Here is a 24,963-nt window from a genome sequence, read left to right as displayed (position 1 = left end):
AAACGAATTAACGATTTACCGCCTCAGCCTCAGTGCTAGCTTTTCAGCCGCTTATACAAGGTCGCCAGGGAAATTCCTAGAACCCGGGCGGCCTGTGTCTTTCCTTCGACAGTTGTTCCATACTGCTTTAAGGCCTGTTCGATCGCCAATCGTTCCTGGGCAGCCAAAGAAAGAATCCGTTCCTCGTTATCCTTAGCTCGCGTGGCAGCATGCGTAGCCGGAGTTATGCCCCGTCCTTTTTTTTGTTCCGGCAAGAGCAGGTTCTCGGCAGTGATAACCGAGCCCTCAGTAAGGTTGATCGCGCGCTCCAAAACATTTTCCAGCTCCCGGACATTGCCCGGCCAATTATAGGAGATTAACAGTTCTATGGCTTGCTCTTCCACACCTTCAACATGGCAACCCAACTTGCGGTTAAGACGGTTTAACACATGCCGACACAACAGTGGGATGTCTTCACGCCGCTCGTGCAAGGGCGGAATCATAATATTCACGACGTTAAGCCTGAAATATAGGTCTTGGCGGAACTTTCCTTCCTCCACCATCCGTGCGAGGTTGCGGTTGGTCGCAGAAATTAAGCGCACATCGACCTTGATCGGCTGCCATCCTCCTAAGCGGGTAATCTCCCCCTCCTGCAGCACACGCAAAATCTTAGCCTGCAAAACCAGACTCATGTCTCCTATCTCATCCAAGAAAACCGTACCCCCGTCTGCCTTCTCAAAAAGCCCGATTTTACGCCTGTTGGCTCCGGTAAACGCTCCTTTTTCATAGCCAAAAAATTCGCTTTCCAGCAAGTTTTCTGGGATGGCTGCGCAGTTAACCGTGAAAAACGGTTTACGGCGACGCTCACTCGCGTTGGCGATAGCCTGGGCAAAAAGTTCTTTACCGGTCCCGCTTTCGCCCAGCAGCAATACAGTGGACGAACCCAGCGCAGCCTTGCGTGCAATCTGGACCGCATCCCGGAGCACTTTCGCTTCCCCGACAATGTCATCAAAGGAATAACGCGCTCCTCCCCAGCTCTCCAACTTTTCCGTGAGGGTATTAACCAGTTCCGTACTCTGAGCCAGTTTCTTAGTTAAAAGCAAAATGTCCGAGATGTCCTGGCAAAAGGATACTCCCCCCACGATCTGGCCGTTCACGAAAATAGGGGCAGCATTGACGATCAGCTCGGCTTTGGAGCCAGGGGGCTGATAACGGCGTCCGTATACCGGTCTGCCTGTTGTAATCGCCTCCCGTAGGGGGCCCGAAGGGATATTCTCATGCAGGACACGCCCTATTTCCTGCTTAGGGTCCAGCCCCGTCAGTCGGCTGTAAGCCGGATTAATATAGGAGATAACGCAGTTGTCATCAGCCACCATCACCCCTTCAAGGGCGCAATCTAAGATAGACAGCATTTCGTTGGGAAAGCTTCCAAGGCTTTTCGCAGTCAAAGGCATGGGTAAGCTAACCTCCTTGCCGTTCGGATAGACCCGTCCATTTATATCTTAGAGCCAAAGCCAGAATCTTACTATTAAGATTCTTGCTCAAAAAGTTGGACTTTATTAGACATGAGAAAAGACGGTTGAAACCCTTCTAAGAGGTTTTCTACCGTCTTTTCCTAAAACCATTCTGGATGTTCTGAGTTAATTCAGCTAGCACATTTACTCTATCTTCACACCGAGCAGTGGGACTTTAGAAATCTTTCTAAAACCTATGTCGCCCATAATGTTTCGCCTTCTTTTGTTTCAAGAACTCTAATACCCCTGCTCACGCATACGTTCCGCGGCGGTTTGCACAGCCTTGACAATCCTTACATATCCCGTGCAGCGGCACAGATTACCCGAGAGGGCGTGACGGATCTCTCCTTCATCAGGGTTTGGGATTGTATCCAGCAGGGCTTTGGATGAAAGAACCATCCCCGGGGTGCAGTAACCGCATTGCACCGCTCCGTCCTCCACAAAGGCCTCTTGGAGCGGATGCAGTCGTCCCTCTTGTTCGAGCCCTTCAATGGTTATGATCTCATGTCCTTCCGCTTTGACCGCGAGCACCAGACACGAGTTGACCGGCTGGCCGTCCATAAGCACGGTGCAGACGCCGCAATCCCCTTCGTCACATCCTTTCTTGGTGCCTTTAAGTCCCAAGTAATCGCGCAACACTTCGAGCAAGGTCTTCCCTTCGTCACAGGCTACCTGCTGATCTTCCCCGTTTATATGCAACGTGAATGTCCTATCCATTTGCGCTCCTCCCTGCCATCCTTTCATTATGGGCATGACCGCATCTCCCCACAAGCACCTCGATCATATCCCGGCGATATTGGGCGGAGGCGCGTTGGTCATCAATCGGAGCAGACAAAGCGGCAGCCGAACGACCGGCCTGCTTAAGCAGCTCGGTAGTCCATTCTTTCCCCTCCAAGAGCAAAGCCGGTTCAGAGGACAGCATAGGAGTTGGGGCCACTGCGCCTAAGGCAAGCCTTACTTCTTCCCATTTATCCTGTGCCCGCCGTGCCGCTAAAGCCACGCCGCAGATGGAAATCTCCAGGGCTTGACGCCGGCCAAGTTTAAGGTAGACTGAGGATGTTCCGGATGAAGGCTCCGGCACGATAATGGCCTCAATAATATCCCCTCGCCCGATCAGGGTATGTCCGGGGCTAAGGAAGAAATCACGCAACGGCACAGTGAGCACTCCGGTTGATCCCCTTACAATTACTTCCGCACCCAGCGCTAATAAAGCGGGAGCCGTATCTGCAGCCGGGGAAGCATTGACGATATTGCCGACTACCGTTCCGAGATTGCGAATCTGGGGTGAACCCACGACCGCACAGGCTTGCGCCAGGGCGGAGAACTTTTCTTTGACTATCGGGCTGTGGGCCACTCTGGCATGGGTCACCAACGCCCCGATATATAATCCTGTCCCCGCCTTATAAGATAGAGAGTTGAGGGCTGCTATTCGGTGAAGGGATAAGACAGCATGCGGTCGCATCAGGCCTCGTTTTATCTTTATGAGTAAGTCTGTGCCCCCGGCTAGAATTGGTACATCTGTTGCTGCCACAAGGTCTAGCGCTTCGTCTAAGGTTGAAGGTTCAAGCATCTTAAATCTCATGATCGTCACCCACTTTCTCCTGGGCTTGCCGTACCTTTTCAATCTGGCGTGCCTTTTGGTCCGCAAGCAAACCGCTGGTCCCGGGTTCGAGACCTATCTCAAGTACTTGATCGGCCCCAAGCCCCGTGTCCCTCTCTGACTCCTGAGCAATCCCCTGCGCCCGTTTCTCATCCAGTGCCCTTTTCACTTTCTCGGCGGTAATGGGCAAATCAAAAATTCGGACTCCCACAGCATTATAAATCGCGTTAGCAATTGCCGGAGCTGTGGCGGCAATTCCCTGCTCTCCGATCGCTTTGGCCCCAAACGGTCCTGGGCCCGATGCGCCTTCAAGCAGGTAACTCTCGACTGCGGGCCCATCCAAAGCTGTGGCCATTTTATAATCTGCAAGGCTCTGCACCAGGGGACGACCGCCCATACGCGGCAGTTCTTCGTTGAGCGCAAACCCCATGCCTTGAATGACAGCCCCTTCGACCTGGGCCTGTACTGCCGCCGGATTTAGAGCCCGCCCGATATCATTGGCCGCTATTACTCTCAAGACCCTTACTTGGCCGGTCTCCGTGTCCACCTGCACTTCCGCTACCTGGGCCGAAAAACAGGTACTGTCCCCTTTCTCGGATACATAGCTCCCTCTGCCAATGACGACATTCTTACTCCGGCCTGCTTTGGCCAGGATCTGGCCGATTGTGACCGAGGCTGCTTTAGGCCCGCTAAAGGTCCCATTCCGGTAAGACAACTCCTCTAGTGCAATACCTAACTGCAGAGCCGCCAGCTCCCTTATCTGGTTGAGTGCGTCCTGGGCAGCAAGACGCACTGCCTGCCCGGTTACATGGGTGACCCTGCTGGAACCGCTCCCATTATCATAAGGGGCCATGCCCGTGTTCCCGCCGCGGAAGGTTATTTTGGCCAATGGAAGGCTAAGCTCTTGGGCGGCAATATGGCGCAGGATCGTTTGGCTGCCGGTGCCGGGGTCAGTGGCCCCGCTAACCACTGTGGCGCTGCCATCCGCATGGATTGCAACTATTGCCGCCGAGCCGCCGAGTCCGGTAGATCGTTCGGTCAAAGCCATACCGATTCCATACTTATGAACGTTAGGGGAAGTACTTTGAATAGACTCCGCCGTCCCATCTTCCCTACTTAAATAACTCATACCCCTACTGTTAGAAGAAAACACCACCTCACGTCCTCCAGCCATCTCCTCTCCCCCTGTCACCCTACCCCACTCCGAATGAGTTACGGCCAGGTCTAGAGTTTCCAGAGCATTGATCCCCTTCCATTTTAGTCCGCTCGGTGACTTATCTCCGGGGCGCAGGACATTGAGGCGGCGAAACGCATAAGAGTCTAATCCTACTGCCTCCGCGAGCATATCTGTATGGGATTCAACCGCAAAGAACACCTGGGGGTCCCCCGGCGCGCGGCAGTGACCGGTGGGGACGGAGTTGGTATAAACCGCGTAGCCATCAATCAGAGTATTGGGTATCCGGTAAGCCCCCAGGGCACGTCGCAAACCGCCGACCAGCGGATGGGAATTAGCCCCGGCATAAGCGCCGCTGTCAAAAACCACGGTTGCTTGCCGAGCCAACAGACGCCCATCCCGGCTAAATCCGCTTTTAAGGGTGATAACCGAGGCATGGCGCGGGTTGGCCGCCAGTAATTCCTCTTGGGTTGTCATCACTATCCGCACCGGCTGGCCACAGGCTTTACATAAGTAATAACAAACTGGCTCATCCATCACCGCTCCTTTCCCGCCAAAGTCCCCACCGATAAAGCCGTAGATCACCTCGATATCGGTTATAGGCAGCCCCAGCAGCTTGGTCAGTTCAGTCCGCAATTGAAATGGCGCTTTGTTGTTCGTCCATACTCTTACTCCTTTGTCCCTTCCGGTCTGAACGAGGGCAAAATGCGGTTCCAGGTAGCCCTGATGTACAACCTGGGTGCGAAAAGTGTGTTCTAAGATTAAATCTGCTTCAGCCATACCTGCTTCGACGTTCCCGATACTGTATTGGACATGGTCGGCTATGTTCATCATCTCCAACCCGGGGATTTTTTCCAAGACTCGGTTATTACGGTAGCCCTGACGCCCGGAATGTAAAACTTGGGCTCCCTCTCGCATGGCCGTAAGCGGGTCAGCCAGCACCGGGAGTTCTTCATATTCAACCTTAATTAAGGACAAGGCTTCCAAGGCCGTATCCTCATCCACAGCCGCCACGGCAGCGACCCTTTCGCCCGCAAACAAGACCCTCTCCCTGGCCAGCACCGGCTGATCAGCCACCCCATTGCCAAAGCACTCCTTCGGCAGATCGTTCCCGGTAATTACTGCATATACTCCCGGGAGCCTGCGAGCCTGGGCCGTATCGATCCCAACAATTCTGGCATGGGGGTGAGGGCTGCGCAAAACCTTCCCTTCGAGATGCCTAGTCAAGTCAAAATCAGCGGCGAATACCGCTTCTCCGGTCACTTTCTCCCAAGTTTCCCTGCGAATTAGGGAAGCAACGCTTCCCAGCTCAGTGCTCAAATCTTCGCCCCCCTATTTTCCACATTAAGGCTTTAGACCAAGGCTTAATGTAGACGTAACCTTCTTGTGTAACCCGTCGGAAGATAGAAAATTAAGTTTTTCAGAAGTAAAAGAACCACAACTTCGGGATACTCAAACTAATAAGATGACTTGGGTTCGAAAGATATTTAGAATTGTCCTATTTTATGCCGTTATTAGAGTTCGCTGACAGTTAACGAATTAGAAACAGCCTTCCTACGAGCGCCACGTCAACTGCACTTGTAAGGAAGGCTTGCAAAATATTGTGCGAACCTCGGACTTCGGACTTCGAGCCTCGCGCCTCGGGCTCGAGCCTCGAACCCTATGCGATCGTTTTATTCTGCACCAACCCCTGGTATCTCTCCTTGGGCATCCCCAAAATCTCGCAGAAAAACTCTTCATTATGCTCGCCTAAGAGCGGACTCGGGCGGTCCAGAACCGATGAGGTTTCTGACAACTCGAACGGCGGCCCTTGATAATGGAATAGCCCCATTTCCGCATGCTCAAGCCCGCGCCACATATTGCGGTGCGCATATTGCGGATCAGAATACACATCCCTGATGCGGTTGACTGCACCGGCGCGCAAGCCTGCATCCTGAACGGTAGCCATCAACTCCTCCGGAGTATACTGCGCGGTCCAGGCCGCCAGGCCTGCGTCAAGCTCGTCTTCATGCTGTTTGCGTCCAAGCAGCGTGTCAAACTTAGCGTCTTTAGCCCAGGCCGGATTGCCCATGAGCACGCGCAGTTTCTGCCATTCATCATCGGAAAATACACTGAGCGCACACCATCTGTCCTCACCTTTACACGGATAAACTCCATGGGGTGCGGCATAATCACAACGGTTGCCTGCGCGCTCCCACACTCTCCCGTTCGCGTTATATTCGAGCATAATCGGACTCAAAAACTGCAGGCCGTTCTCATACTGGGCCAGATCAATGTATTGTCCCCCTCCGGTACGCCGCCGATGATCCAAAGCAGCTAAGACCGCGATCACACCGTAGCCCACACCGATAAAGTCAATGTACGGCCCAAACAGCAGGGAGAGTGGCCCGTCAGGAAATCCCGTCAAATGCGTAAATCCCGATAACGAAGTAAGCTGGGAGCCAAACCCCGGGTGGCTGGCGTGAGGGCCATCCGCACCCTGATTGCAGGTGCTGAGCATGATTAAACCAGAGTTAACCTTACGTAGCTCCTCATAGCCAAGCCCCAGACGATCCATCGTCCCCGGCGTGAAATTCTCAATCACGACATCAGCCCAGGCCACTACCTCTTTCGCCAATTCAATACCGCCGTTGGCTTTGAGATCAATCGTAATCGCATACTTGTTGTTATTGCAGACCGCAAAGGTGCCGGAGCGGTTAACTCCGGGAATGTTCCCGGCGAACGGGGGATACTGGACGCGAAAGCCGTCCGGCCTCCCTCCGGATTCAATGTGCACCACGGTGGCTCCAAAGTCCGCCAAATGCTTACCGGTGACCGGACCCGCGGCATAAGCGGCAAATTCCGCTACCTTAAGCCCGGCCAGAGCCTGTCTGTTCATCCTTCTCCCCCCTTAGATCACACCGCTCTCTTTCAAGCGCACAAGTTCAGGCGCGCTTAAGCCCAGTTCCTCAGCGAATACTTCCACGTTGTGCTCCCCAATTAACGGTGCCCGTCTCTTGATCCCGCACGGTGCGTTCGAGAATTTGCCAAACCCTCCGGGATATGTGATGGACACCCCTAATTCCGGATGCTCGACTTCTTGCCAGAAATCGCGCGCTTGAAGCTGCGGGTCAGTGGCAATATCTGCTGCCGTAGCCACCGGGTAGCCAAGCATCCGTCTCTCGATTGCATTCTCGAAAAACTCGGCCTTCGTTTTAGTTGCCAAGAACTCCGCAATCGGCTGCTCAATGACATCAATTTCTTCTTGGGTAACAGTCGCGATATTGAATTTATCCCATTCCTTGTCGATCAGGAATTGGGGTGCCATACCGTCCTCTTTCATCCATGCCACCAAAGCCTTGTTGGTCGCGCGCCCCGCTACCCCGCCATACACAATAAAGTTGATGTAACCGTCCCGACAGCGGTAAATTGCCCGCATTTTGGCCCCGGTAATGCTGCGTCCGGTGATAAATTCCCCGTCCCGGCTTAAATCCTTCTCCAAGACATCCCAGTTGGCCTGAGCCGGGGTCACTGCCCACAGGCAGCTTGCCTGTCCGGACAAATCAACATGTTGCCCCTGCCCACTGACTCCGCGGTAATAGTTGGCAAGCAAAGCCCCCATGGCGGCGCTCATGCCGGCCCACATATAGGACTGAGGCACTGCCACCCGAACAGGAGGGCGATCCGGACTGCCAAACAAGGTCAAAAGCCCGCTGGTGGCCATGATTTCCAGATCAGAGGCCCGGTACGTGCTATAGGGACCGCTCTGTCCGAAGGGAGTGACCGACACGAGGATTAAGCCCGGGTTGAGCTTATGCAATTCATCATACCCGAGACCGATTTCTGCCAGATAGCCCGGAGGAAACCCTTCAATCACAAAATCCGCTTTTCCTGCCAAGCGCAAAAACAACTCCCGCCCGGAAGGCACCGTGATATCCAGGGTGATACCTCGTTTATTAGTGTTATAGGCCCACCAAGTGAGACTTTTTTCCGAATGCGGGATATCATGGTAAAATGGTCCAATATTACGCCCCGTGTCTCCCCCCGGTTTCTCTACTTTGATGACATCGGCCCCCAGGTCGCCCATAATTTTGCCGGCAAGCCAGCCAAGTTCATCCGTGAGATCAAGGACACGGTATCCTTCCAGCAATCCCTGCTGCCCTTGGGAAGCCATAACCACCACCTCCATAATTCGTTTTAAGTAAAGGCATTGCTAGATTCCCTTCATTGCCAGCCACTTAGAATACGGATTGGCAGATTCTAAAGCGCGCTTGATGTCATCTTCTTTGAACCACTTGCTTAAGTTAACGCGGTCAACCGGATATCCTGCCCGCTCATATGCCCACTTGAACTCGAACGGTACCGTGGCGTCAATAGCGACAGCGCCGGAATACTTGGATTCAGAACGTACCCACTGGGCACCGGGGGCTGCTGCACTTCTCTCAGCGGGTTGGAAGGTCTGACCCATGCCACCGGCAGCGATAGTCTGAATATCTTTATCCGCATCAACCCGGGTCGAGAGAGCCCAGAGCACATCTTCCGCATTGTAAATGTCAACATCTTCATCCACCGCAATTGTTAGGCGCAAGCCTTGAGAAAGGGCGGCGGCGGCAGCCAGGATATTTTTTTGCCAGCCATCATCCCGTTTGCGGCGCTTTCTCACTTGGAAAATGACGCCGCCCCAGTCCGTCATGCCGAGCGGGATATGGGTATCAATCACGAGTCCGGGCACGATTCTGTCTGCCAGTTCCAAGAAAGTAGCTTCCCTGACTGAGCAGTCAATGTAGTGGTCATCGTAGCTGTGCACTGCCAAAGGATAATAGATCGGTTTATCCTTGCGGTGGGTGATGCCTGTCACTTGGAACTTGTAAGTACGATAGGCTTTGCCCATATACCCTGACCACTCAGGATGGAAGGGATAAATCCCCTGTTTTTGATCTTTCTCAGCCAGCGGGCTTTCCCAGACGTGCTCGGTCGTGTCGAGATAGCCTTCGATGACGATTTCCGCCTGGGCAATGGAGTAGGCATCGATCGTCTTACATTTCACGATATCGATCGGGGAACCTTGAATAGCACCGGCCACACCCAGCTCATCGCAGCCTTTGGGGAGGATAGCATACATAAATCCGCTGCCGGCCATCAGGGTACAGGCCGGGGGCACACCCATGTTAATGGTCATGGGGATGGGACCCTTTTTGTACCATTCAGTCGCGATCATATCTGTATGGGAACCTGGGGAGATTTGGAAGCTGGAAAAATCTTTGTTATCACGGAAATTCATACGGTTGTAACTAATGTGGGTGCCACCCCAGAAATACTTTCCGGTTACCAGGGTGTTGCCTCCGCCTAAGGTCCGGCCGGGATCACTGGGGGTATGCTGGATCATCGGAATAATCGGCCACACATCGATATTTTCGGTGACAACCACTTCTTGGCACGGAGCCTCGTCCACAACTCTGGGGGGAATCGGATGAGTCAGGCCGTTAGCAATCTTGAATTTCATCTTGCTGATATCATCCACATCGAAAATCTTCGCAAGCCTTTCTCCGGTTGCAAACAGGTTGGTTGATAAACGAGCGTTGGGATACCCTTTGACATTCTCGAATAAAAGGGCCGGCCCTCCTTCAAACGACTTTTGGATGCCCGTCATTTCCAGAACCGGGTCAATCTCTACATCTGTGACCAAAAGTTCTCCTTCTTCATCTTTCAGATACTCCAGGGTGCTTCTCAAACTGGTGATGTCCTTCTCAGGCATGTTTTATCCTCCCTTTTTTACTTAACTTTTTTATGACAAACCGCTATGCGGCCTGCATCCTAGATAAGTTTGCGCATCAGTTCCGGCACCTGGAAAGGCAGTTCTGCGATCAACGCACCAGACGCCGTCAATGCATCCACCTTGCTCTGGAATGTCCCTTTGCCTCTTTCGATAATCGCACCGGCATGGCCCATGCGTTTTCCAGGCGGCGCGTTCTTGCCGGCGATATAGGCAATGACAGGCTTGCTCATCTCTTTGATATAGAGAGCTGCCTCTTCTTCCGCATTGCCGCCGATTTCTCCAATCAACACCACTGCCTTAGTCTCAGGGTCGCGTTCGAATCTCTGCAGCATGTCGATGAAAGATAAGCCGACGACGCGGTCTCCGCCCATTCCCACTACGGTTGACTGGCCATAACCGGCTTCGGTTAGGTTAGCCACGATTTCGTAGGTAAGAGTGCCGCTGCGGGCCACAATCCCGACCGGACCGGGCTGGAAATACTGATCAGGCGGGATTCCGACTTTGCTCTTGCCGGGAGAAATAATCCCAAACGTGTTGGGTCCGATGAGCACAGCTCCCTGACGGCGGGCAAATTCCACCATTTCCATTTCTTCGTGTACCGGAATGTGCTCCGTAATCGCCACCACCACTTTAATTCCGGCATCCATCGCTTCCATAGCGGCATCTTTGGCCAAGCGCGCGGGCACGAACAGGCACGAGAGGTTGGCACCGCACGCTTTAACCGTTTCAGCCACGGTGTTATACACCGGTACTCCCTCAATTTCCTGACCACCTTTGCCAGGAGTTACCCCTGCCACGACCTTGGTTCCGTAGGCGAGCATGCGCTTGGTATGAAAAATTCCCTGCTGGCCGGTGATCCCCTGAACCACGACCCGGGCCGTTTCATCTAATATGGCTGCCATTCCTTCACCTCCTCTCAGGCAAGCTTGGCCAGTTCGACCACTTTCATGGCAGCCTCGTTCATGGATTTATAAGCATCTATCCCGCATTCGTGCAGAATCTTAAGCCCTTCTTCCTGGTTTGTCCCCACTAACCGGATAACCACCGGCACGTCTATTCCTTTTTCCGCCTTCACCTGGGCAAAAGCTGCTGCCACATCATCGCAGCGTGTGATCCCGCCAAAGATGTTGATCAAGATCGCTTTAGGCTTACTTACGAGCAAGATTTCCAGAGCCTTGGCCGTGGCCTCCTTATTGCTGCCACCGCCGGCATCGAGGAAGTTAGCCGCCCGACCGCCGTGATATTGAATCGCATCAATTGTCCCCATGGTAATCCCGGCTCCATTAGCCATAATCGCAATATCCCCATCTAGTTCGACATAAGAGAGCCCAACAGCATGGGCCTGCTTTTCAAAATCTGTGCGCTCTTCAACCCTCGGTAAATCCGGATGTTTAGTAAGAGCGGAATCATCGATGGTGATCTTGGCATCCCCTAGCACAAAGTGATCTCCACTAAGTATCAGCGGATTAATCTCCACAAGTTCTGCATCCTGTTCCCTAAATATTCGGAAAATAGTTGTTAAGATACGGGCAAATTCTGGGGCAAGTTCTGCGGGTAAGCCCAGGCGGTAGCTGAATTCTCGGGCATGATAGGGCTGTATTCCCAAGCTAATGTCCACGTATTTTTTAGCGATCTGATTTTCCGGAACTTCTTCGATATCCATGCCGCCAGCAGCCGATGCGATCATCACCGGCATCCCCGCGCGGGCGTCAATCGTTACTGCAAGATAGAACTCCTTGTCAATCTTCAGCTTCTCTTCGATGAGCAATTGCTTGACTGCTAATCCCTGGATTTTCATGCCTAAGAGCTCGCGGGCTGCACTTTCAGCTTCCTCGGGGGTGTTAACGAACTTGATGCCGCCGGCTTTGCCCCGTTTGCCTGAAAGAACTTGGGCTTTGATTACGGCTGATCCGCCGATATCCGCAAACACTTGCTTAGCCTCTGCTACACTATCTATTACTCGGCCTTTGGGAACCGGCAAGCCATAGGAACCAAATATTTCTTTCCCCATGTATTCATATAATTTCAACCTTATCCCCCCTTTCCTGTCTGCCTTTTCCATAGAGCAATCTTTGTACCAATCTTCCGACCCTAGACCTCAATTGCAGAATCTGGTACCTGAAGGCACTATTTTGAAGGTTAAATGGCTAACCATTCCCTTAAATAAAAAATAGCACTCTCCGTTCATACGAAGAGCACTATTCAAAAGCTGAAACACAATGTTTCAATCTTAAAACCTCCGGCCCTTAAGAGCTTAAAAGCGAGTAAATGTATTTCATTTTTGAGACAGCAAGCAACTGTTAAAATCCAGGGAAAACATATTTAACAAAAAAGCAAATTGAAAGAAACAAGTAGCACACCGCAGTATCTGGAATATACTACCATTAGAACAGGGGGTGCAGCGATGTTCTTCAATAAAAAATCTAATTTTAAATCTCCGCCAAACCAGCCAGACTCTCCCGACCAGGAGAAAGTGGCAGTACCGGAAACAAATGCATCCGAAGCAGCCGCAAATACAAATTCAACTGGTGTCTTCGGCAAAATGTTCTTCCGCGGCCAAAAGTACTCCGGACCGGACACATCTTATGAAAACGAAGCTTGGGCACCGGAAACTGAATCAGTCAGGCTCTTTCGCAAACACCGGGCCACAGCAGAGGAACAAGTATCCTCATCTTCCGGTCCCCAATAACACTAGGGCCCAGTTCCTGTGAACCGGGCCCTCAACTATTAAATTTCTAATAAATACTAATTAAGCTTGGGGGGCAAAGAATGAATCAGTTTAACAACAGTAACGTTCCTTCTCCCCACCTTTTCCGGTACAATAGCGTCCGGACCGCCTTTCCTGGGGGGTACCCGGCCACAAACCCTCTCCCAAGCTATACTTCGGTTTCCAGACGCCCACCGGGTTATTCCCTTCCCACGGTTAATCCATCATCTTACCCTAATCCTTCTCCTTACTCTAATCCTTCTCCTTACTCTAATCTTTCCCCTTACCAATCATCTTATCCATATCACTCACCTTTCCAATCGGTTCAGGCCTTTCCTAACCATTCTGCCTATCCCAGGCCCGCAGCCTATTCTAATGCTCAGTCTTATTCAACATCTTATCCTGTGCAAAGTTCTGGGACTTCTTTGTCCCCTTTTCCTCAACTTATACCCGCCTCTTATGGCGTAACCGCTTGGCCCAGCAGAAATGCTATCCCTCCGATTTCCGACAAAGGACTTGAGGCAATTCTAATTGCGATTCTGATATTGGTTGCGCTCGATCTTGCCATAGTGCGCCCGCATAAAGGAAACTAGGCCCCTCCTTCTACGTTTCCCACCCGTTCCCTAATAGTGGCTGACCACTTGCCACAGCGATCCCCCCAGCGGGCCAGAGTCTCTTCTTCTTGCAAGATCTCCACCACCTCACAGTGATTAGCACAGCCATTGCAGTCAAAACTGCGAGCCTGAAAATTACTCTCTGCTAACTGTAGCCCGCGGAAACGGGTGCGGTCCTGACCGAGCGCGCTTACCTTCTCTTGGGCCAAAAACGCTGCGCCCAAAGCACCCATGACCGCAAAGTGCTCGGGCACGATTATTTCCTGCCCCAACTCCTGTTCAAAGGCCTGGCGAATTCCGGGGTTGGCCGCAACCCCTCCCTGAAAGAGGATAGGCCCTCGGATTTCTTTATTTTTGCCCACGTTATTAAGGTAATTGCGCACCATTGCCTGGCACAGACCTGCCAAGATGTCAGGCAGAGGATGCCCCAGTTGTTGTTTGTGAATCATATCTGATTCTGCAAACACAGAGCAGCGTCCGGCAATACGGACTGGGTGCTCGGCCTGCACAGCCAGTGGCCCGAACTCCTCAATCGGAATCCCAAGGCGGGAAGCTTGCTGATCGAGAAAAGAACCTGTCCCGGCAGCACACACGGTATTCATCGCAAAATCCACTACCACCCCGTCACGCACGATAATTATTTTAGAATCCTGGCCGCCAATTTCTAAGATGGTCTGCACTCCTGGGTGAGCGCGCGAAGCCGCTACTGCATGTGCGGTAATTTCGTTTTTGACCACATCGGCCCCCACTAAGGTTGCGGCTAGCTGGCGGGCGCTCCCGGTAGTTCCCACTCCGATAATTTCCGCTTCCGACCCGATTTGCTCGCGCAGAATCTTTATTCCCTCCTGAACCGTGTGCATCGGCCGCCCTTGTGTTCGCAAATAAAGAGCCTGTTCAACCTGGTTATCCCAGCGCAGCAACACTAAATTGGTACTGACTGAACCCACATCCACTCCTAGAAAATATCTGCTTTGCGTAGACATGACTACACTTCCCCTCAATTTCGTTTTCTCAGTTATTTAACGGGAATTCTTATCCTCATATTGCTAGCGCATCGCTCTTTCACGCTAGTATGCCCAACTACTATACAGTCGAACTGTTCATCTATCTTACTGGGATTTAGCATCTTTAACTCTTACATGCGGAGCAAACCCGTTACCTTTACGCTCAATCATGTCTAAAAACGCTTCCACCCTCGTGATTAGTCCTGCTTCCCCGCTGTGCTCATCAAGGGTTAGCACCATATAGGGCTTATGATTGGCGCGAGCCCGGCGTGCCAACATATCCTGAGTCATAGAATCCGTGCCGCAGCCAAAACACGAGAGATATATCACCCCGTCCACATAAGTATTGGCCGCATATGAATGGCCCGCTCCCAGCAGGCGCTTGCCCTGACTCCAAAAGAGGGGTTTGCGCAAATCCTTAAGATTATCCTCGATCTGGAGCTGCTCCACATTTTCCATGAACACGAGCTTGGCCTTAGCCTTTAATTTAGCTAGCAAATTGAGATTTCCATAAGACTCATAAGTTAAATACGGATGCCCAATTAAGGCAATAGTTGGGCGTCGTTCAGAGTGCGGCAAGCGTATGCTTCCTTCTTCAGAGCCCCTGACACTATCGTCCCTCGCAGTCCCCAACTGCGCTGTAGGCTGGGTTTTAGCCGTCGAACTGCTTAAGCTTTCAAAGTGCTCCATGCTTTCTACGAAAGTCCGCCCGGCCCGGCGCATCTCTTCATATTCTCGCTGATACTCTTGCGCCCGGGCGAAAGCAACTCGTACTTCGGACTTACTCTTATTAAGCTCTGCTCCCAGCTTTTCTAAAGCCTTTTGAACCTGAGCCTTTCCTTCCCGCCAATTAACCGTGACGGTTAATACGGGCAAACCATCCGGAACTGCTGCCAGCACACTTTCCGGAAGACCCAGGATTTTCGGGCAGAGATAAGTCTTCTCCTCGATACTGACCATCCGCGGCAAAAACACGGCTTCAATATCAGGCGAGAAAGATGCCAAATGTCCGCTTAAGATCTTAATCGGCAGGCAAGTATCATCACTTGCCTTTTTTAATCCTTTTTCCAAGATTGAGCGATTGGTGTGTGGGGACACTGCAAGTTTAATTCCCAAACCTTCAAAATACCCTGCCCAAAAAGGAAATGTATCAAAATAAAAAATAGCCCGTGGAAAACCGATTTTCAAAAGATCACCCCTAGATTCACTCTTTTCGCCCCTCAGGCTGCCGGATACGGTCAAGCGGCTTCAGGACGCTGGGACGCTTATTTTTGATAGGAACCGGAGACCGAACCAAGATTGTACCCAGCGCTTTCAAATCAAGTGGGATAAGCGGCCACAGATATGGAATCCCAAATGACTTAGTCCGTAATAACAAGAAAAAAACCAAAAAAACCCCTATGAAAAAACCGGTGAAATTGAAAAAGCCTGTTAGCATGATTAAGAAAAACCTGACGAGCCTGTTGGCCTGAGCCAGTTCATAGCTGGGCGTTGCAAACGAACCCACTGCTGAAAATGCTACATACATCACAACTTCCGGAACAAAAAACCCGGCTTTAATCGCAACATCACCCATCATAAAAGCCGCAATCAAACCGAGTGCCGTAGCCAGCGGGGCCGGGGTGTGAATCGCAGCCATGCGCAAAAGATCAACAGCTAAGTCAGCCAAGATAATCTGGGGGAAGAGCCCAATCTTGACCTGCTTCTCTACCCCGAGAAACTGCAGCCACTCCGGCATCGCTTGCGGGTTCAAGGCTACTCCCAACCACAGCGGGAGCACAAACACGGAGGTAATAATACCGATAAACCTGACCCAGCGCAAATAGGCACCTACAACAGGCTCCTGCCGGTATTCTTCCGCATGCTGGACATGATGCCAGTAGGTAACAGGCGCAATCATCACGGATGGAGAAGTATCCACGATTATAATTACATTCCCCTCCAGCAAATGGATGGCGGCCACATCCGGACGCTCAGTATAGCGAACGCGCGGGAAGGGATTCCAGACTTTGCTTCCGAGGATGAACTCTTCCACGCTTTTTTCGGCCATTGGAATCCCGTCTATCTTTATTTTCTGGATCTCTTCAATAATCTCTTTAACCATCTGGGGGTTGGTTACATCTTCAATATACATGACACAGACATCCGTCTTGGAGCGGCTGCCCACCTGAAGCAGCTTAGTCCTCAGCATAGGGTCACGCATTCGCCGCCGGATTAACGCAGTGTTAAAGACTATCGTCTCGGTAAAGCCATCGCGGGACCCGCGCGTAACCCGCTCGATGTCCGGTTCTTCCGAATTGCGGCTCGGGTAACTTCGCAAATCTACAACGATGGCCTTGGGCTGTCCTTCGACAAAAATCGCCATCGGACCGGAGAGAATAAAATAGATTACTTTATCCATAGTGTCTATTTCAGACACCTGGAGATTAACTATTCTGCTCTTGACCAGTTTATCGAGGGCATTGACGACCAAATCCGCTCTCTCCAGGTCAATTAAAGCGTCAAGGACAAGGCTCACTACCTGTGCATCGACCATGCCATTAACAGCATACATGGCCACCTTTTTGCCGCCGATCGTCATCTCCCTGAGCATGATGTCAAAACTCTCAGGGATACCGAACTGCTCATTCAGAAAATCCACGTTTTCTTGATAATTCTTGCTCACTGCGATGTTTTTTTCACTTGGCGCATCCACTTAAAAGAATTCCCCCTTTTAACTGCCCTAACCCTTGGGGTTAAAAGCCACAGACACCAGATACCCAAAAAGCACAGCTGCAGCAATCCCGACAGCGCCAGCCTGAACTCCACCGGAAAAAGCACCAAGCAGGCCGCTTTTGCTCACTGCTTCCATTGCCCCTTTGGAAAGGGTATACCCAAACCCGGACAAAGGCACCATCGCGCCCGCCCCTGATATTTTGACAAGCGGTGCATACCAACCCAAAGCCCCCAAAACTGCACCCCCTGTGACAAAAGCGACAAGCATATGAGCGGGCGTGAAAGACGATTTGGTAAGATCCATTAAGAGTTGCCCGATTACGCAAATAATGCCACCGACTATAAATGCAGGAATAACCATCTCGAACATGTCTTTGCCCCCTTTATCCCTCAATCACTACGGCATGCCCGATCCCGGGTATTGATTCCCCCTGTTGTTGGGAGGTCGGACTGTGCAGAGCACCGCTGCCCACAAGCAGAACACGTTTCAATTCACCCGCTTTCAGGCGCTGCATGATATCTCCGGCAAAAACCACCGCCGAACAAGCGCAGCCGCTCCCCCCGGCATGCACATCCTGCTGAGGGTTGTAAATTAAGACGCCGCAGTCCGTGAATTCCGGTCCGGAGGATATCCCGCTTCGCTTAAGCAGTTCCTGCGAGAGAGCCAGCCCAACCGTTCCCAAATCACCCGAAGCAATTAAGTCGTAATCCTGGGGCTGGCGGTTCAAATCCTTAAAGTGGTTGAGCAAAGTGTCTGCAACTGCCGGAGCCATAGCGGCCCCCATATTGCCCGTGTCTTTTCCTCCATAATCAAGAACCCTGCCGATGGTCGCAGCCGTAATCCGCGGCCCCACCCCGCTCTGTCCTAAAACTACACTTCCTGCCCCTGTCACAGTCCACTGCGCGCTCATCGACCTTTGCATCCCTTGCTCAGTCGGGAGCCGGTATTGGCGTTCCGCAGTCTCATGATGGCTTGACACCCCTACAAGAACATGACGGGCGAACTGACCATCAATCAGCATGCTCCCAACAGCCATACTGAGAGCCATAGTAGAACAAGCTCCGTAGAGGCCTATGTACGGTAAAGCCATCGTGCGGGCGCTGAAATTCGAAGAAATAATCTGATTAAGCAAGTCTCCGGCCAGCATATAATCCACTTGATCTGTAGTCACACCGGACTGCTTCAGTGCTCCTTGCATGGTAGTCTCCAGGAGCTTGCTTTCTGCCCTCTCCCAAGATTTCTCCCCGTGAATATTGTCAGTCCAGACCTCATCGAAAGTCGTGCCCAAGGGGCCTTGTCCCTCAAACGGACCTACCACAGAATATGAAGCTAGAATGACCGGCGGAGTGCTGAAAACAACCGTCTGATTACCTACACGTTTTAAGTTCAATCCGTTCACCCCCAGACCTAGGATTAATGGAGCACATAATAAATCAAACCCACCACAATGGATGTGGTAATACCGTAGACCAGTACCGGCCCGGCTATCATAAACAAGCGTGCCCCCACTCCCATAACATAGCCTTCCCGTTTGAACTCGAGAGCAGGGGACACGATGGAATTAGCAAACCCTGTCACCGGAATAAACGCGCCCGCTCCCCCGAATTTGCCAATCTCATCATAAACTCCTAAGCCTGTCAACAGCGCCCCTAGAAAAATCAAAACAGCCGTTGTCACTGTCTGGGCTTCTGTAAGGGCTACCCCTCCCATTATCAAGAGATTGATCATGATTTGACCTAGAGCGCAAATTAAGCCTCCGATGACAAAGGCCCGGACAGAGTTTTTCACTATCGTCGGCTTGGGTGTGAATTGCTTGGTCAGACCCTCATACTCATCCGGTGTAACTGTGATTGTTGGTTGACGCAGATTCTGGCTGGCCATTTTAGTCCTCCCTCCTTTCCGAATGCCACTTATCTCCCACTTAAGAAGCAGTTTTAGTTGTAGGTAGGCATAAATAAAAACTAATCTTTAGTATGATTCTCGTCCGCTCTGTTTATACGTTAATATTTTCCTAAAAAACTAGCAGGAAAATTCTGGATGCCGTCGAATTCTTAGGGTGAGAATTGTTCAACAGGGGGAGTGACCATGCAGTTTGAGAAAAAAATAGAGCGCCAGACCCTGCTCTTGCGCTTGAAAGGGGATCTCGACTTAAAAACAGCCGACTCTTTGCGCGTGGCAATTGATGCTGAGATCGACAAACGGGGAGTCCGCACTGTCATTCTCAACCTCCAGGAAATCCAATTTATTGACAGCTCAGGCCTAGGAGTATTGTTAGGGCGCTATAAGAAGCTTTTGCCCCTGGGCGGCAAGCTCAAAATCACCAATGTCCCGCCTCACATCTTCAAAATAATGGATTTATCTGGACTGCCGAAAATCATTAATTTCTATCCCGATGAAACTGTGGCATCGGAAGAAGGAAGGGGAGCATGAGGAATGAAAGACAACCAGTTAACGCTTAAGTTTACCAGTCTGGCCGAAAATGTTAGCATTGCCCGTATGCTGATCGCTTCGGTAGCCGCTCAACTTGACCTCTCCCTCAATGATATTGAGGAACTTAAAGTAGTGGTCTCGGAAGCCGTGTCCAATGCTATCATTCACGGCTATCACAATGATCCCAGCCAAATTGTAAACCTTACCCTGGAAATTGATTCAGAATCCCTCAAAATAACGGTTAAAGACAACGGTTGCGGCATACCGGACATCGAGCAGGCTATGCAGCCAGCTTACAGCACCGATCCGGAACGAATGGGGTTAGGGTTTGTGTTTATGCAGTCGTTTATGGATGATCTTCAAGTTGAATCAGCCGTTGACGAAGGCACGACGGTCACCATGGTAAAGTACCTTGACCACACTATGCCCTCCTCGCATTAGGGGGGGATGATATGATCCAACGCTTAACGGAAATGAACCTGCCCCGTTTCCCTCTCCTTTCGGACGATGAAATGATGAAGCTTTTGCGCGCTGCCAGAGAAGGGGACCAGGAAGCCAGAGAAAGGCTTATTAACTGCAACCTCAAATTAATATTTAATCTGGTACAGCGTTTCGCCCATCGCGGATATGAAATCGAGGATCTTTTTCAAATCGGAACTATTGGTTTAATCAAAGCCATTGACAAATTTGATTTTAGTTATGGGGTAAAATTTTCAACTTACGCAGTTCCGATGATCATCGGGGAGATCAGGCGCTTTTTGCGGGACGACCACCCTGTCAAAGTACCTCGCTCCTATAAGGAACTCGTGTACAAAGTTAACCGTGCCCGTGATCAACTGTCCGCCACCTTAGGACGCGATCCCACAATCGGAGAAATAGCGCAAAATATCGGAGTCGACCGGGAAGAGATTGTGGCCGCGCTGGAAGCGGTGCAAAGCCCTGCTTCCATTCACGACACCCTCTACCAAGACGACTCCGACCCTATCTACGTGCTCGATCAGTTAACCCAGGAAAAGGACCAAGAAAGCAGCTGGTTTGAAAAAATTGCCCTCAAAGAAGTCTTGGACAAACTACCGGAGCGGGAGAAGAAAGTCCTACTCATGCGGTTTTTTGAAGACAAAACCCAAAGTGAGATTGCATCTCAGCTTAAGCTTTCTCAAGTCCAAATTTCCCGCATCGAGCGAGCGGCCCTCCATCGTATCCGGCAGCTGATGCAAGTACCCGAGCCCCCACCGCGCACTTCATAGCCAACTGAGCCCCTCAAGTTGACACTCCTTTACAAGCTTGTTTAGAAACCTAGTACAGCTTTCAAAGTGCGCGTCAGCTGCTGATACAGACCTGCTCTCGGCACTGCCTTTTCCGCGACTAGGTTTACGGAAGTTTGAACCTCATTATCCAGGTAAAGTAAAATCTCTCCTACTTTCTGCCCTTGCTGCAACGGAGCTGTAACTTCTGGGTTAAGCTTAGTCTCGACCCAGAATTTTTTATCCTTCCCTTTTTCCACGGTCACGCCCAAAGCCTTTTCCGTGACCGCGTTGATTTCCGCCCCGTCCCCCTTGCGCACTTTAATTACTCCTTGTTTAGACTGCGCTGGGGCAAACTCTTTAAAGGAGTATTTGGCAAAACCGTAATTATAAATCTTCATGGATTCCGAAAAATGTCCGCGTGGTTGGGGCACACCCATGACCACGGCGATTAGGCGCAAACCGTCTCTTTCCACAGTTGAGGCCAGGCAATACTTCGCTTCATTAGTCCAGCCCGTTTTAAACCCGTCTGTGCCATTGTACCACCATAACAGTTTATTCGTATTCCACAGCTTAAACTGACCCCCACGCAGATCATATTCTTTGATGCTAGTCAACTTGCGAATGAGTGGATAATCTAACGCTGCCCGCGCCATTACGGCCAGGTCATAAGCACTCGTGTAGTGCCCGTCAGCAGGCAAGCCGTAACTGTTCACAAAGTGCGTATGCTGCAGCCCCAGATCCTGGGCTTTTTTATTCATTTCCTCCACATAGGCTTCATGCGTTCCGCTAATATGTTCGGCAACGGCAACACAAGCATCATTGGCTGAGCCTACCGCGATCGCAATGAGCATTTCTTCGAGCGTGAAAGTCTCTCCTGGCTCGAGGTAGATCTGCGATCCTCCAAGCTTGCAGGCGTTCTCGCTGGCGGTAACCTTATCAGTCAACTTTACTCTGCCTGTCTGCAAGGCATCAGCCGCCACCAGCAAAGTCATTAACTTCGTGACACTGGCAGGAGGAAGCTCTTTATGGGGATCTTTCTCAAACAGAATCTTGCCACTGGCGGCATCCATTAAAATAGCGCTGGCCGCCTCGGTTTCGATCTCAGCTGCGTATAAAGGCTGTACCGCCAACCCGAGATTTAAGGCAAGCACCAACGCTAACAAAACTGCTAGTTTTCTGCGCATCTTACACCCTCCTCAAACAATTGATATGGAATTATTATTCCCGGAAAAGAAAAATCTATCGAAAAAGAAAAAATGCCCCTAAGTGTTATAACACCTAGGGGCTTTGTGTGTCAGCGGTGTGTCAGCGGTGTGTCAGCGGTGTGTCAGCGGGACTGTTCCCTTGACATAATGAGACAGATCACCAGCTTGGCAAACTGCTAAAACCTCCTGCTTACTACCTTGGGATCACCCAGACCGTGCCAATAACAAGGATTCATAAATCCCCAAGGTTTGCGGTAAACTTTGTGTCTCAGCACACACCCCTGCACAGGTATAATACCGGCTCCTTGGCACTTTTCCTCAAATTCCGAGGTCCAGGTCTGTTCCTGAAACCAAATATATCCCGCCCCTGCCACACCAGTATCTTCAACCAAGGAAGGAATATCCTGCGGCAAAAGGCAAGGGATCACTACATCCACTTTGCCCTTTAATTCTGTAAAGTTAGCGTAAAATTTGAATCCATCCAGCCGGGTAATACCCTGTGCTACCGGATAAACTGTACAGCCAAATTCTTTGAGTGTACGCCAGACGTGCCAGGCATGTTTGTGGCGTTTAAACTTCTCCTCGTTTCCGAGAACTGCATAACTTTGGGCAGTCGTTAGCCCTTCAGCCAGAGGGTATATTTTTTTCTCGCGTGCCAAAGATCGAACACCCCCGCGTAAGGTTTCGTTTCTCCTACACCATACGCGGGGGGGCACAAAACTAGACCTACAGCAAATTAACCCAATCTCTTAAGCCATAAAGGATTCTAACAATTATAACGGTTTTATCTTTTTGCAATAGCTGGTTCTCTAAGTTCATTAACAATATAACTTGCGATATCTTCTAAATCATTTGTTGCCGTATTAGAAAGACGAATTCCACTGTAACCTTGAATAAAAGAAAGAGACCTCCCGAAAAAACTGTAAACCCGTGGTTATGGTATAATTAGCTATTATTGAGCTTTAGATAAGGGGAAAAGAAATAATCATGAATGTCTTAACGGCTGAGAATCTAACGAAAACTTACGGAGATAGAGTGCTATTTTCAGACATAACTTTGGGGATTGATGAAGGAGAAAAAATCGGCATTATCGGGGTTAACGGCACCGGAAAGACCACTTTGCTCAAGATTTTGGCGGGCATTGAATGGCCGGATCAGGGCAAAGTCACGACAGGCCACAGTGTGCGCATCGAATATCTTCCCCAAAATCCGGAGTTCGAAGACGGGATAACGATTCTACAGCAGGTGTTTAAGGGGAGCTCGTCCCTGATGCAATTGCTGAAAAGTTATGAAACGGCTCTGGCAAAGCTGACGGATGATCCGGATAATCCTTCATGCCAACAAAGCCTGATGAAACTAGGGCAAGAGATGGATGGACAGAATGCGTGGCAGTTGGAAAGTGAAGCGAAGACGATCCTTACTAAATTAGGTATTTCTCAATTCGATACCTTAGTTGGAACCTTATCAGGGGGACAGAGAAAACGGGTGGCGTTAGCGAGCGCCCTCATTAACCCTGCGGAAATACTTATCCTTGATGAGCCGACGAACCATATCGATCATGATACAGTTGATTGGCTTGAACAGTACTTGAGCAAATTCAAGGGTGCTTTGGTTATGATTACGCACGACCGCTATTTTCTCGACCGGGTGGCAAACCGGATATTAGAGTTGGATCAGGGAAACCTTTACTATTATCCCGGAAACTACACCCGTTTCTTAGAACTCAAAGCGGAGCGGGAAGAACAGGCTGAAGCTTCCGGACGTAAAAGGCAAAACCGCTTGCGCAATGAACTAGCCTGGATTCAGCGGGGAGCCAGAGCCCGTTCTACCAAGCAAAAAGCGAGAATCGAACGGTTTGAACACCTGCAGGCCGAAAAGGCACCGGAGATGGTGGGTAGGGTCGCAATTACGGCAGGGGCATCCCGTTTAGGCAAGAAAGTTGTGGAGTGCACCCATATTCATAAAGAATTTCCTGAGCAGGGAATCGTCATCGATGATTTCAGTTACATTATGCTCAGAAATGATCGGGTAGGAATTATCGGCCCTAATGGGAGCGGCAAGTCGACCTTGTTAAACCTAATTGCGGAGCGCCTTGTTCCGGACAGCGGGAGCATTGAATGGGGTACCACGGTCAAGATCGGATATTTTGCTCAGGAAAATACGGAAATGAATCCGAACTTAAAAGTCATTGAGTATATCAAAGAAGTGGCTGAAGTGATCCCCGTGCCGGATGGCGGCGTGTTAACTGCATCCCAAATGCTGGAACGATTTTTGTTTGCGCCCTCCCTGCAATGGACACCGATTGCCAAACTCTCAGGCGGGGAAAAACGAAGGCTCTATCTCTTACGGGTCTTAATGGGTGCGCCAAATGTCCTCTTATTGGACGAGCCTACCAATGATCTGGATATTCAGACGTCGACTATCTTGGAAGAATACCTTGATGAATTTCCCGGAGCCGTGATGGCCGTTTCGCATGACCGGTATTTTTTGGATCGTATTGCCGGTAAGATTTTTGCTTTTGCCGGGGATGGAATCATCCGCTCATATGAAGGAAACTACTCAGATTATCGGGAACAGGTGCAGTCTTTAGAGCAGTTAAATCAAATTTATCATCCGAATCAGAGCGCCTCAGGTTCCCCAGCCAGGAATAACCCGAATCTTAGCGGAAGAACCGGGGAATCAGGAAAATCAGCAGCAAAAGAGGAAGAATCCGGGCAGAAAGAGCCCTGGAAAAAAGAACGACCACTGAAAATGACCTTCAAAGAGCAGCGGGAATATGAGCAAATCGAGGATCATATCACCCAAACAGAAGCGGAACTTGCCACAATCAATCAAGAAATGAACCGGGCAGGCAGTGATTTTGACAAGCTGCAGGAACTGGCTGTCGTCCAACAATCTTTAGCACAAAAACTTGATGAAATGTTAGAACGCTGGACCTATCTCAACGAACTGGCTGAACGCATTGCGCAAAGTAAGCGGCAACAGTAATTGTAACTCATTTTACCAAAGCTAATCACC

At 50.8% G+C, this 24,963-nt stretch carries 22 protein-coding genes; 5 read left to right on the top strand and 17 right to left on the bottom strand.

The window, feature by feature from the left end:
* Positions 1-35: 35 nt before the first annotated feature.
* The 9 genes from ACYQ2N_RS17300 to sucC form a co-directional block, all read right to left on the bottom strand.
* Positions 36-1,433: a sigma-54 interaction domain-containing protein gene (locus ACYQ2N_RS17300; protein WP_460000667.1), complete on the bottom strand. Its 1,398-nt coding sequence runs from the start codon at positions 1,431-1,433 to the stop codon at positions 36-38.
* A 297-nt stretch (positions 1,434-1,730) separates the two neighbouring features.
* Entirely contained in the window at positions 1,731-2,210 is a 480-nt protein-coding gene (locus ACYQ2N_RS17295) for a (2Fe-2S)-binding protein (RefSeq protein ID WP_460000666.1), read from the bottom strand.
* Positions 2,203-3,075: an FAD binding domain-containing protein gene (locus tag ACYQ2N_RS17290; protein ID WP_460001745.1), complete on the bottom strand. Its 873-nt coding sequence runs from the start codon at positions 3,073-3,075 to the stop codon at positions 2,203-2,205. The genes ACYQ2N_RS17295 and ACYQ2N_RS17290 overlap by 8 nt, the downstream gene beginning before the upstream one ends.
* A complete protein-coding gene (locus tag ACYQ2N_RS17285; protein ID WP_460000665.1) occupies positions 3,065-5,587 on the bottom strand; it encodes a xanthine dehydrogenase family protein molybdopterin-binding subunit in 2,523 nt (840 codons plus the stop codon). Before ACYQ2N_RS17285 ends, ACYQ2N_RS17290 begins: the two co-directional genes overlap by 11 nt.
* 340 nt (positions 5,588-5,927) lie before the next feature.
* Positions 5,928-7,145 carry a CaiB/BaiF CoA transferase family protein gene (locus ACYQ2N_RS17280; RefSeq protein WP_460000664.1) on the bottom strand — a complete coding sequence of 406 codons (1,218 nt, stop codon included), beginning with the start codon at positions 7,143-7,145 and terminating at the stop codon, positions 5,928-5,930.
* Between the two features lie 12 nt (positions 7,146-7,157).
* The gene (locus ACYQ2N_RS17275) at positions 7,158-8,420 is read right to left on the bottom strand and encodes a CaiB/BaiF CoA transferase family protein (RefSeq protein WP_460000663.1); all 1,263 of its coding nucleotides are present in this window, start codon (positions 8,418-8,420) and stop codon (positions 7,158-7,160) included.
* A gap of 39 nt (positions 8,421-8,459) precedes the next feature.
* Positions 8,460-10,001 (bottom strand): UbiD family decarboxylase domain-containing protein, encoded by a 1,542-nt coding sequence (locus ACYQ2N_RS17270; protein ID WP_460000662.1) that lies wholly within the window; start codon positions 9,999-10,001, stop codon positions 8,460-8,462.
* 59 nt (positions 10,002-10,060) lie between these two features.
* The gene (sucD, locus tag ACYQ2N_RS17265) at positions 10,061-10,924 is read right to left on the bottom strand and encodes a succinate--CoA ligase subunit alpha (RefSeq protein WP_460000661.1); all 864 of its coding nucleotides are present in this window, start codon (positions 10,922-10,924) and stop codon (positions 10,061-10,063) included.
* A 14-nt stretch (positions 10,925-10,938) separates the two neighbouring features.
* The gene (gene sucC, locus ACYQ2N_RS17260) at positions 10,939-12,051 is read right to left on the bottom strand and encodes an ADP-forming succinate--CoA ligase subunit beta (protein ID WP_460000660.1); all 1,113 of its coding nucleotides are present in this window, start codon (positions 12,049-12,051) and stop codon (positions 10,939-10,941) included.
* A 375-nt stretch (positions 12,052-12,426) separates the two neighbouring features.
* Here sucC and ACYQ2N_RS17255 point away from each other — a divergent pair, with 375 nt between their 5' ends.
* A complete protein-coding gene (locus ACYQ2N_RS17255; RefSeq protein ID WP_460000659.1) occupies positions 12,427-12,711 on the top strand; it encodes a hypothetical protein in 285 nt (94 codons plus the stop codon).
* Positions 12,712-13,318: 607 nt separating this feature from the next.
* Here ACYQ2N_RS17255 and ACYQ2N_RS17250 read toward each other — a convergent pair.
* The 6 genes from ACYQ2N_RS17250 to spoVAC form a co-directional block, all read right to left on the bottom strand.
* Positions 13,319-14,326: an acyl-CoA dehydratase activase gene (locus tag ACYQ2N_RS17250; protein WP_460000658.1), complete on the bottom strand. Its 1,008-nt coding sequence runs from the start codon at positions 14,324-14,326 to the stop codon at positions 13,319-13,321.
* 126 nt (positions 14,327-14,452) lie between these two features.
* Positions 14,453-15,535 carry an acyl-CoA dehydratase activase-related protein gene (locus ACYQ2N_RS17245; protein ID WP_460000657.1) on the bottom strand — a complete coding sequence of 361 codons (1,083 nt, stop codon included), beginning with the start codon at positions 15,533-15,535 and terminating at the stop codon, positions 14,453-14,455.
* Between the two features lie 16 nt (positions 15,536-15,551).
* Positions 15,552-17,042, bottom strand: coding sequence for a spore germination protein (locus tag ACYQ2N_RS17240; RefSeq protein WP_460000656.1), 1,491 nt, complete (start codon positions 17,040-17,042; stop codon positions 15,552-15,554).
* Between the two features lie 27 nt (positions 17,043-17,069).
* Positions 17,070-17,432, bottom strand: a complete 363-nt coding sequence (spoVAE, locus tag ACYQ2N_RS17235; protein ID WP_460000655.1) for a stage V sporulation protein AE — start codon at positions 17,430-17,432, stop codon at positions 17,070-17,072.
* A 13-nt stretch (positions 17,433-17,445) separates the two neighbouring features.
* Entirely contained in the window at positions 17,446-18,453 is a 1,008-nt protein-coding gene (gene spoVAD / locus ACYQ2N_RS17230) for a stage V sporulation protein AD (protein WP_460000654.1), read from the bottom strand.
* A 23-nt stretch (positions 18,454-18,476) separates the two neighbouring features.
* Entirely contained in the window at positions 18,477-18,944 is a 468-nt protein-coding gene (gene spoVAC, locus ACYQ2N_RS17225; RefSeq protein ID WP_460000653.1) for a stage V sporulation protein AC, read from the bottom strand.
* A 204-nt stretch (positions 18,945-19,148) separates the two neighbouring features.
* On the opposite strand from spoVAC, the gene ACYQ2N_RS17220 reads away from it, so the two are divergent.
* Genes ACYQ2N_RS17220 through sigF form a run of 3 tightly spaced genes read left to right on the top strand, consistent with a single transcriptional unit; the run spans position 19,149 to position 20,740 of the window.
* Positions 19,149-19,493 (top strand): STAS domain-containing protein, encoded by a 345-nt coding sequence (locus ACYQ2N_RS17220; protein WP_460000652.1) that lies wholly within the window; start codon positions 19,149-19,151, stop codon positions 19,491-19,493.
* Between the two features lie 3 nt (positions 19,494-19,496).
* Positions 19,497-19,934, top strand: a complete 438-nt coding sequence (gene spoIIAB, locus ACYQ2N_RS17215) for an anti-sigma F factor (RefSeq protein WP_460000651.1) — start codon at positions 19,497-19,499, stop codon at positions 19,932-19,934.
* An 11-nt stretch (positions 19,935-19,945) separates the two neighbouring features.
* Entirely contained in the window at positions 19,946-20,740 is a 795-nt protein-coding gene (sigF, locus tag ACYQ2N_RS17210) for an RNA polymerase sporulation sigma factor SigF (RefSeq protein ID WP_460000650.1), read from the top strand.
* Positions 20,741-20,781: 41 nt separating this feature from the next.
* On the opposite strand, the gene ACYQ2N_RS17205 is transcribed toward sigF, so the two are convergent.
* Together ACYQ2N_RS17205 and ACYQ2N_RS17200 are read right to left on the bottom strand one after the other, a co-directional pair.
* Positions 20,782-21,924, bottom strand: a complete 1,143-nt coding sequence (locus ACYQ2N_RS17205) for a D-alanyl-D-alanine carboxypeptidase family protein (RefSeq protein WP_460000649.1) — start codon at positions 21,922-21,924, stop codon at positions 20,782-20,784.
* A gap of 197 nt (positions 21,925-22,121) precedes the next feature.
* On the bottom strand, positions 22,122-22,604 hold the full coding sequence (locus tag ACYQ2N_RS17200; RefSeq protein ID WP_460000648.1) for a CoA-binding protein: 483 nt from the start codon (positions 22,602-22,604) through the stop codon (positions 22,122-22,124).
* Between the two features lie 328 nt (positions 22,605-22,932).
* Here ACYQ2N_RS17200 and ACYQ2N_RS17195 point away from each other — a divergent pair, with 328 nt between their 5' ends.
* Positions 22,933-24,933 (top strand): ABC-F family ATP-binding cassette domain-containing protein, encoded by a 2,001-nt coding sequence (locus ACYQ2N_RS17195; RefSeq protein WP_460000647.1) that lies wholly within the window; start codon positions 22,933-22,935, stop codon positions 24,931-24,933.
* Positions 24,934-24,963: the final 30 nt, after the last annotated feature.

This window comes from Paradesulfitobacterium aromaticivorans (genome assembly GCF_054657415.1).
Note: the sequence above shows the minus strand (reverse complement) of the source record. Positions and strands in the feature narration are given on the sequence as shown.

What these genes read in the sequence shown, in the direction of transcription:
- ACYQ2N_RS17300 (WP_460000667.1), bottom strand. Translation starts at nt 1,433, where the DNA reads ATGCCTTTGACTGCGAAAAGCCTTGGAAGCTTTCCCAACGAAATGCTG.
- ACYQ2N_RS17295 (WP_460000666.1), bottom strand. Translation starts at nt 2,210, where the DNA reads ATGGATAGGACATTCACGTTGCATATAAACGGGGAAGATCAGCAGGTA.
- ACYQ2N_RS17290 (WP_460001745.1), bottom strand. Translation starts at nt 3,075, where the DNA reads ATGAGATTTAAGATGCTTGAACCTTCAACCTTAGACGAAGCGCTAGAC.
- ACYQ2N_RS17280 (WP_460000664.1), bottom strand. Translation starts at nt 7,145, where the DNA reads ATGAACAGACAGGCTCTGGCCGGGCTTAAGGTAGCGGAATTTGCCGCT.
- ACYQ2N_RS17275 (WP_460000663.1), bottom strand. Translation starts at nt 8,420, where the DNA reads ATGGCTTCCCAAGGGCAGCAGGGATTGCTGGAAGGATACCGTGTCCTT.
- ACYQ2N_RS17270 (WP_460000662.1), bottom strand. Translation starts at nt 10,001, where the DNA reads ATGCCTGAGAAGGACATCACCAGTTTGAGAAGCACCCTGGAGTATCTG.
- sucD (WP_460000661.1), bottom strand. Translation starts at nt 10,924, where the DNA reads ATGGCAGCCATATTAGATGAAACGGCCCGGGTCGTGGTTCAGGGGATC.
- ACYQ2N_RS17255 (WP_460000659.1), top strand. Translation starts at nt 12,427, where the DNA reads ATGTTCTTCAATAAAAAATCTAATTTTAAATCTCCGCCAAACCAGCCA.
- ACYQ2N_RS17250 (WP_460000658.1), bottom strand. Translation starts at nt 14,326, where the DNA reads ATGTCTACGCAAAGCAGATATTTTCTAGGAGTGGATGTGGGTTCAGTC.
- spoVAE (WP_460000655.1), bottom strand. Translation starts at nt 17,432, where the DNA reads ATGTTCGAGATGGTTATTCCTGCATTTATAGTCGGTGGCATTATTTGC.
- spoVAC (WP_460000653.1), bottom strand. Translation starts at nt 18,944, where the DNA reads ATGGCCAGCCAGAATCTGCGTCAACCAACAATCACAGTTACACCGGAT.
- ACYQ2N_RS17220 (WP_460000652.1), top strand. Translation starts at nt 19,149, where the DNA reads ATGCAGTTTGAGAAAAAAATAGAGCGCCAGACCCTGCTCTTGCGCTTG.
- spoIIAB (WP_460000651.1), top strand. Translation starts at nt 19,497, where the DNA reads ATGAAAGACAACCAGTTAACGCTTAAGTTTACCAGTCTGGCCGAAAAT.
- sigF (WP_460000650.1), top strand. Translation starts at nt 19,946, where the DNA reads ATGATCCAACGCTTAACGGAAATGAACCTGCCCCGTTTCCCTCTCCTT.
- ACYQ2N_RS17205 (WP_460000649.1), bottom strand. Translation starts at nt 21,924, where the DNA reads ATGCGCAGAAAACTAGCAGTTTTGTTAGCGTTGGTGCTTGCCTTAAAT.
- ACYQ2N_RS17195 (WP_460000647.1), top strand. Translation starts at nt 22,933, where the DNA reads ATGAATGTCTTAACGGCTGAGAATCTAACGAAAACTTACGGAGATAGA.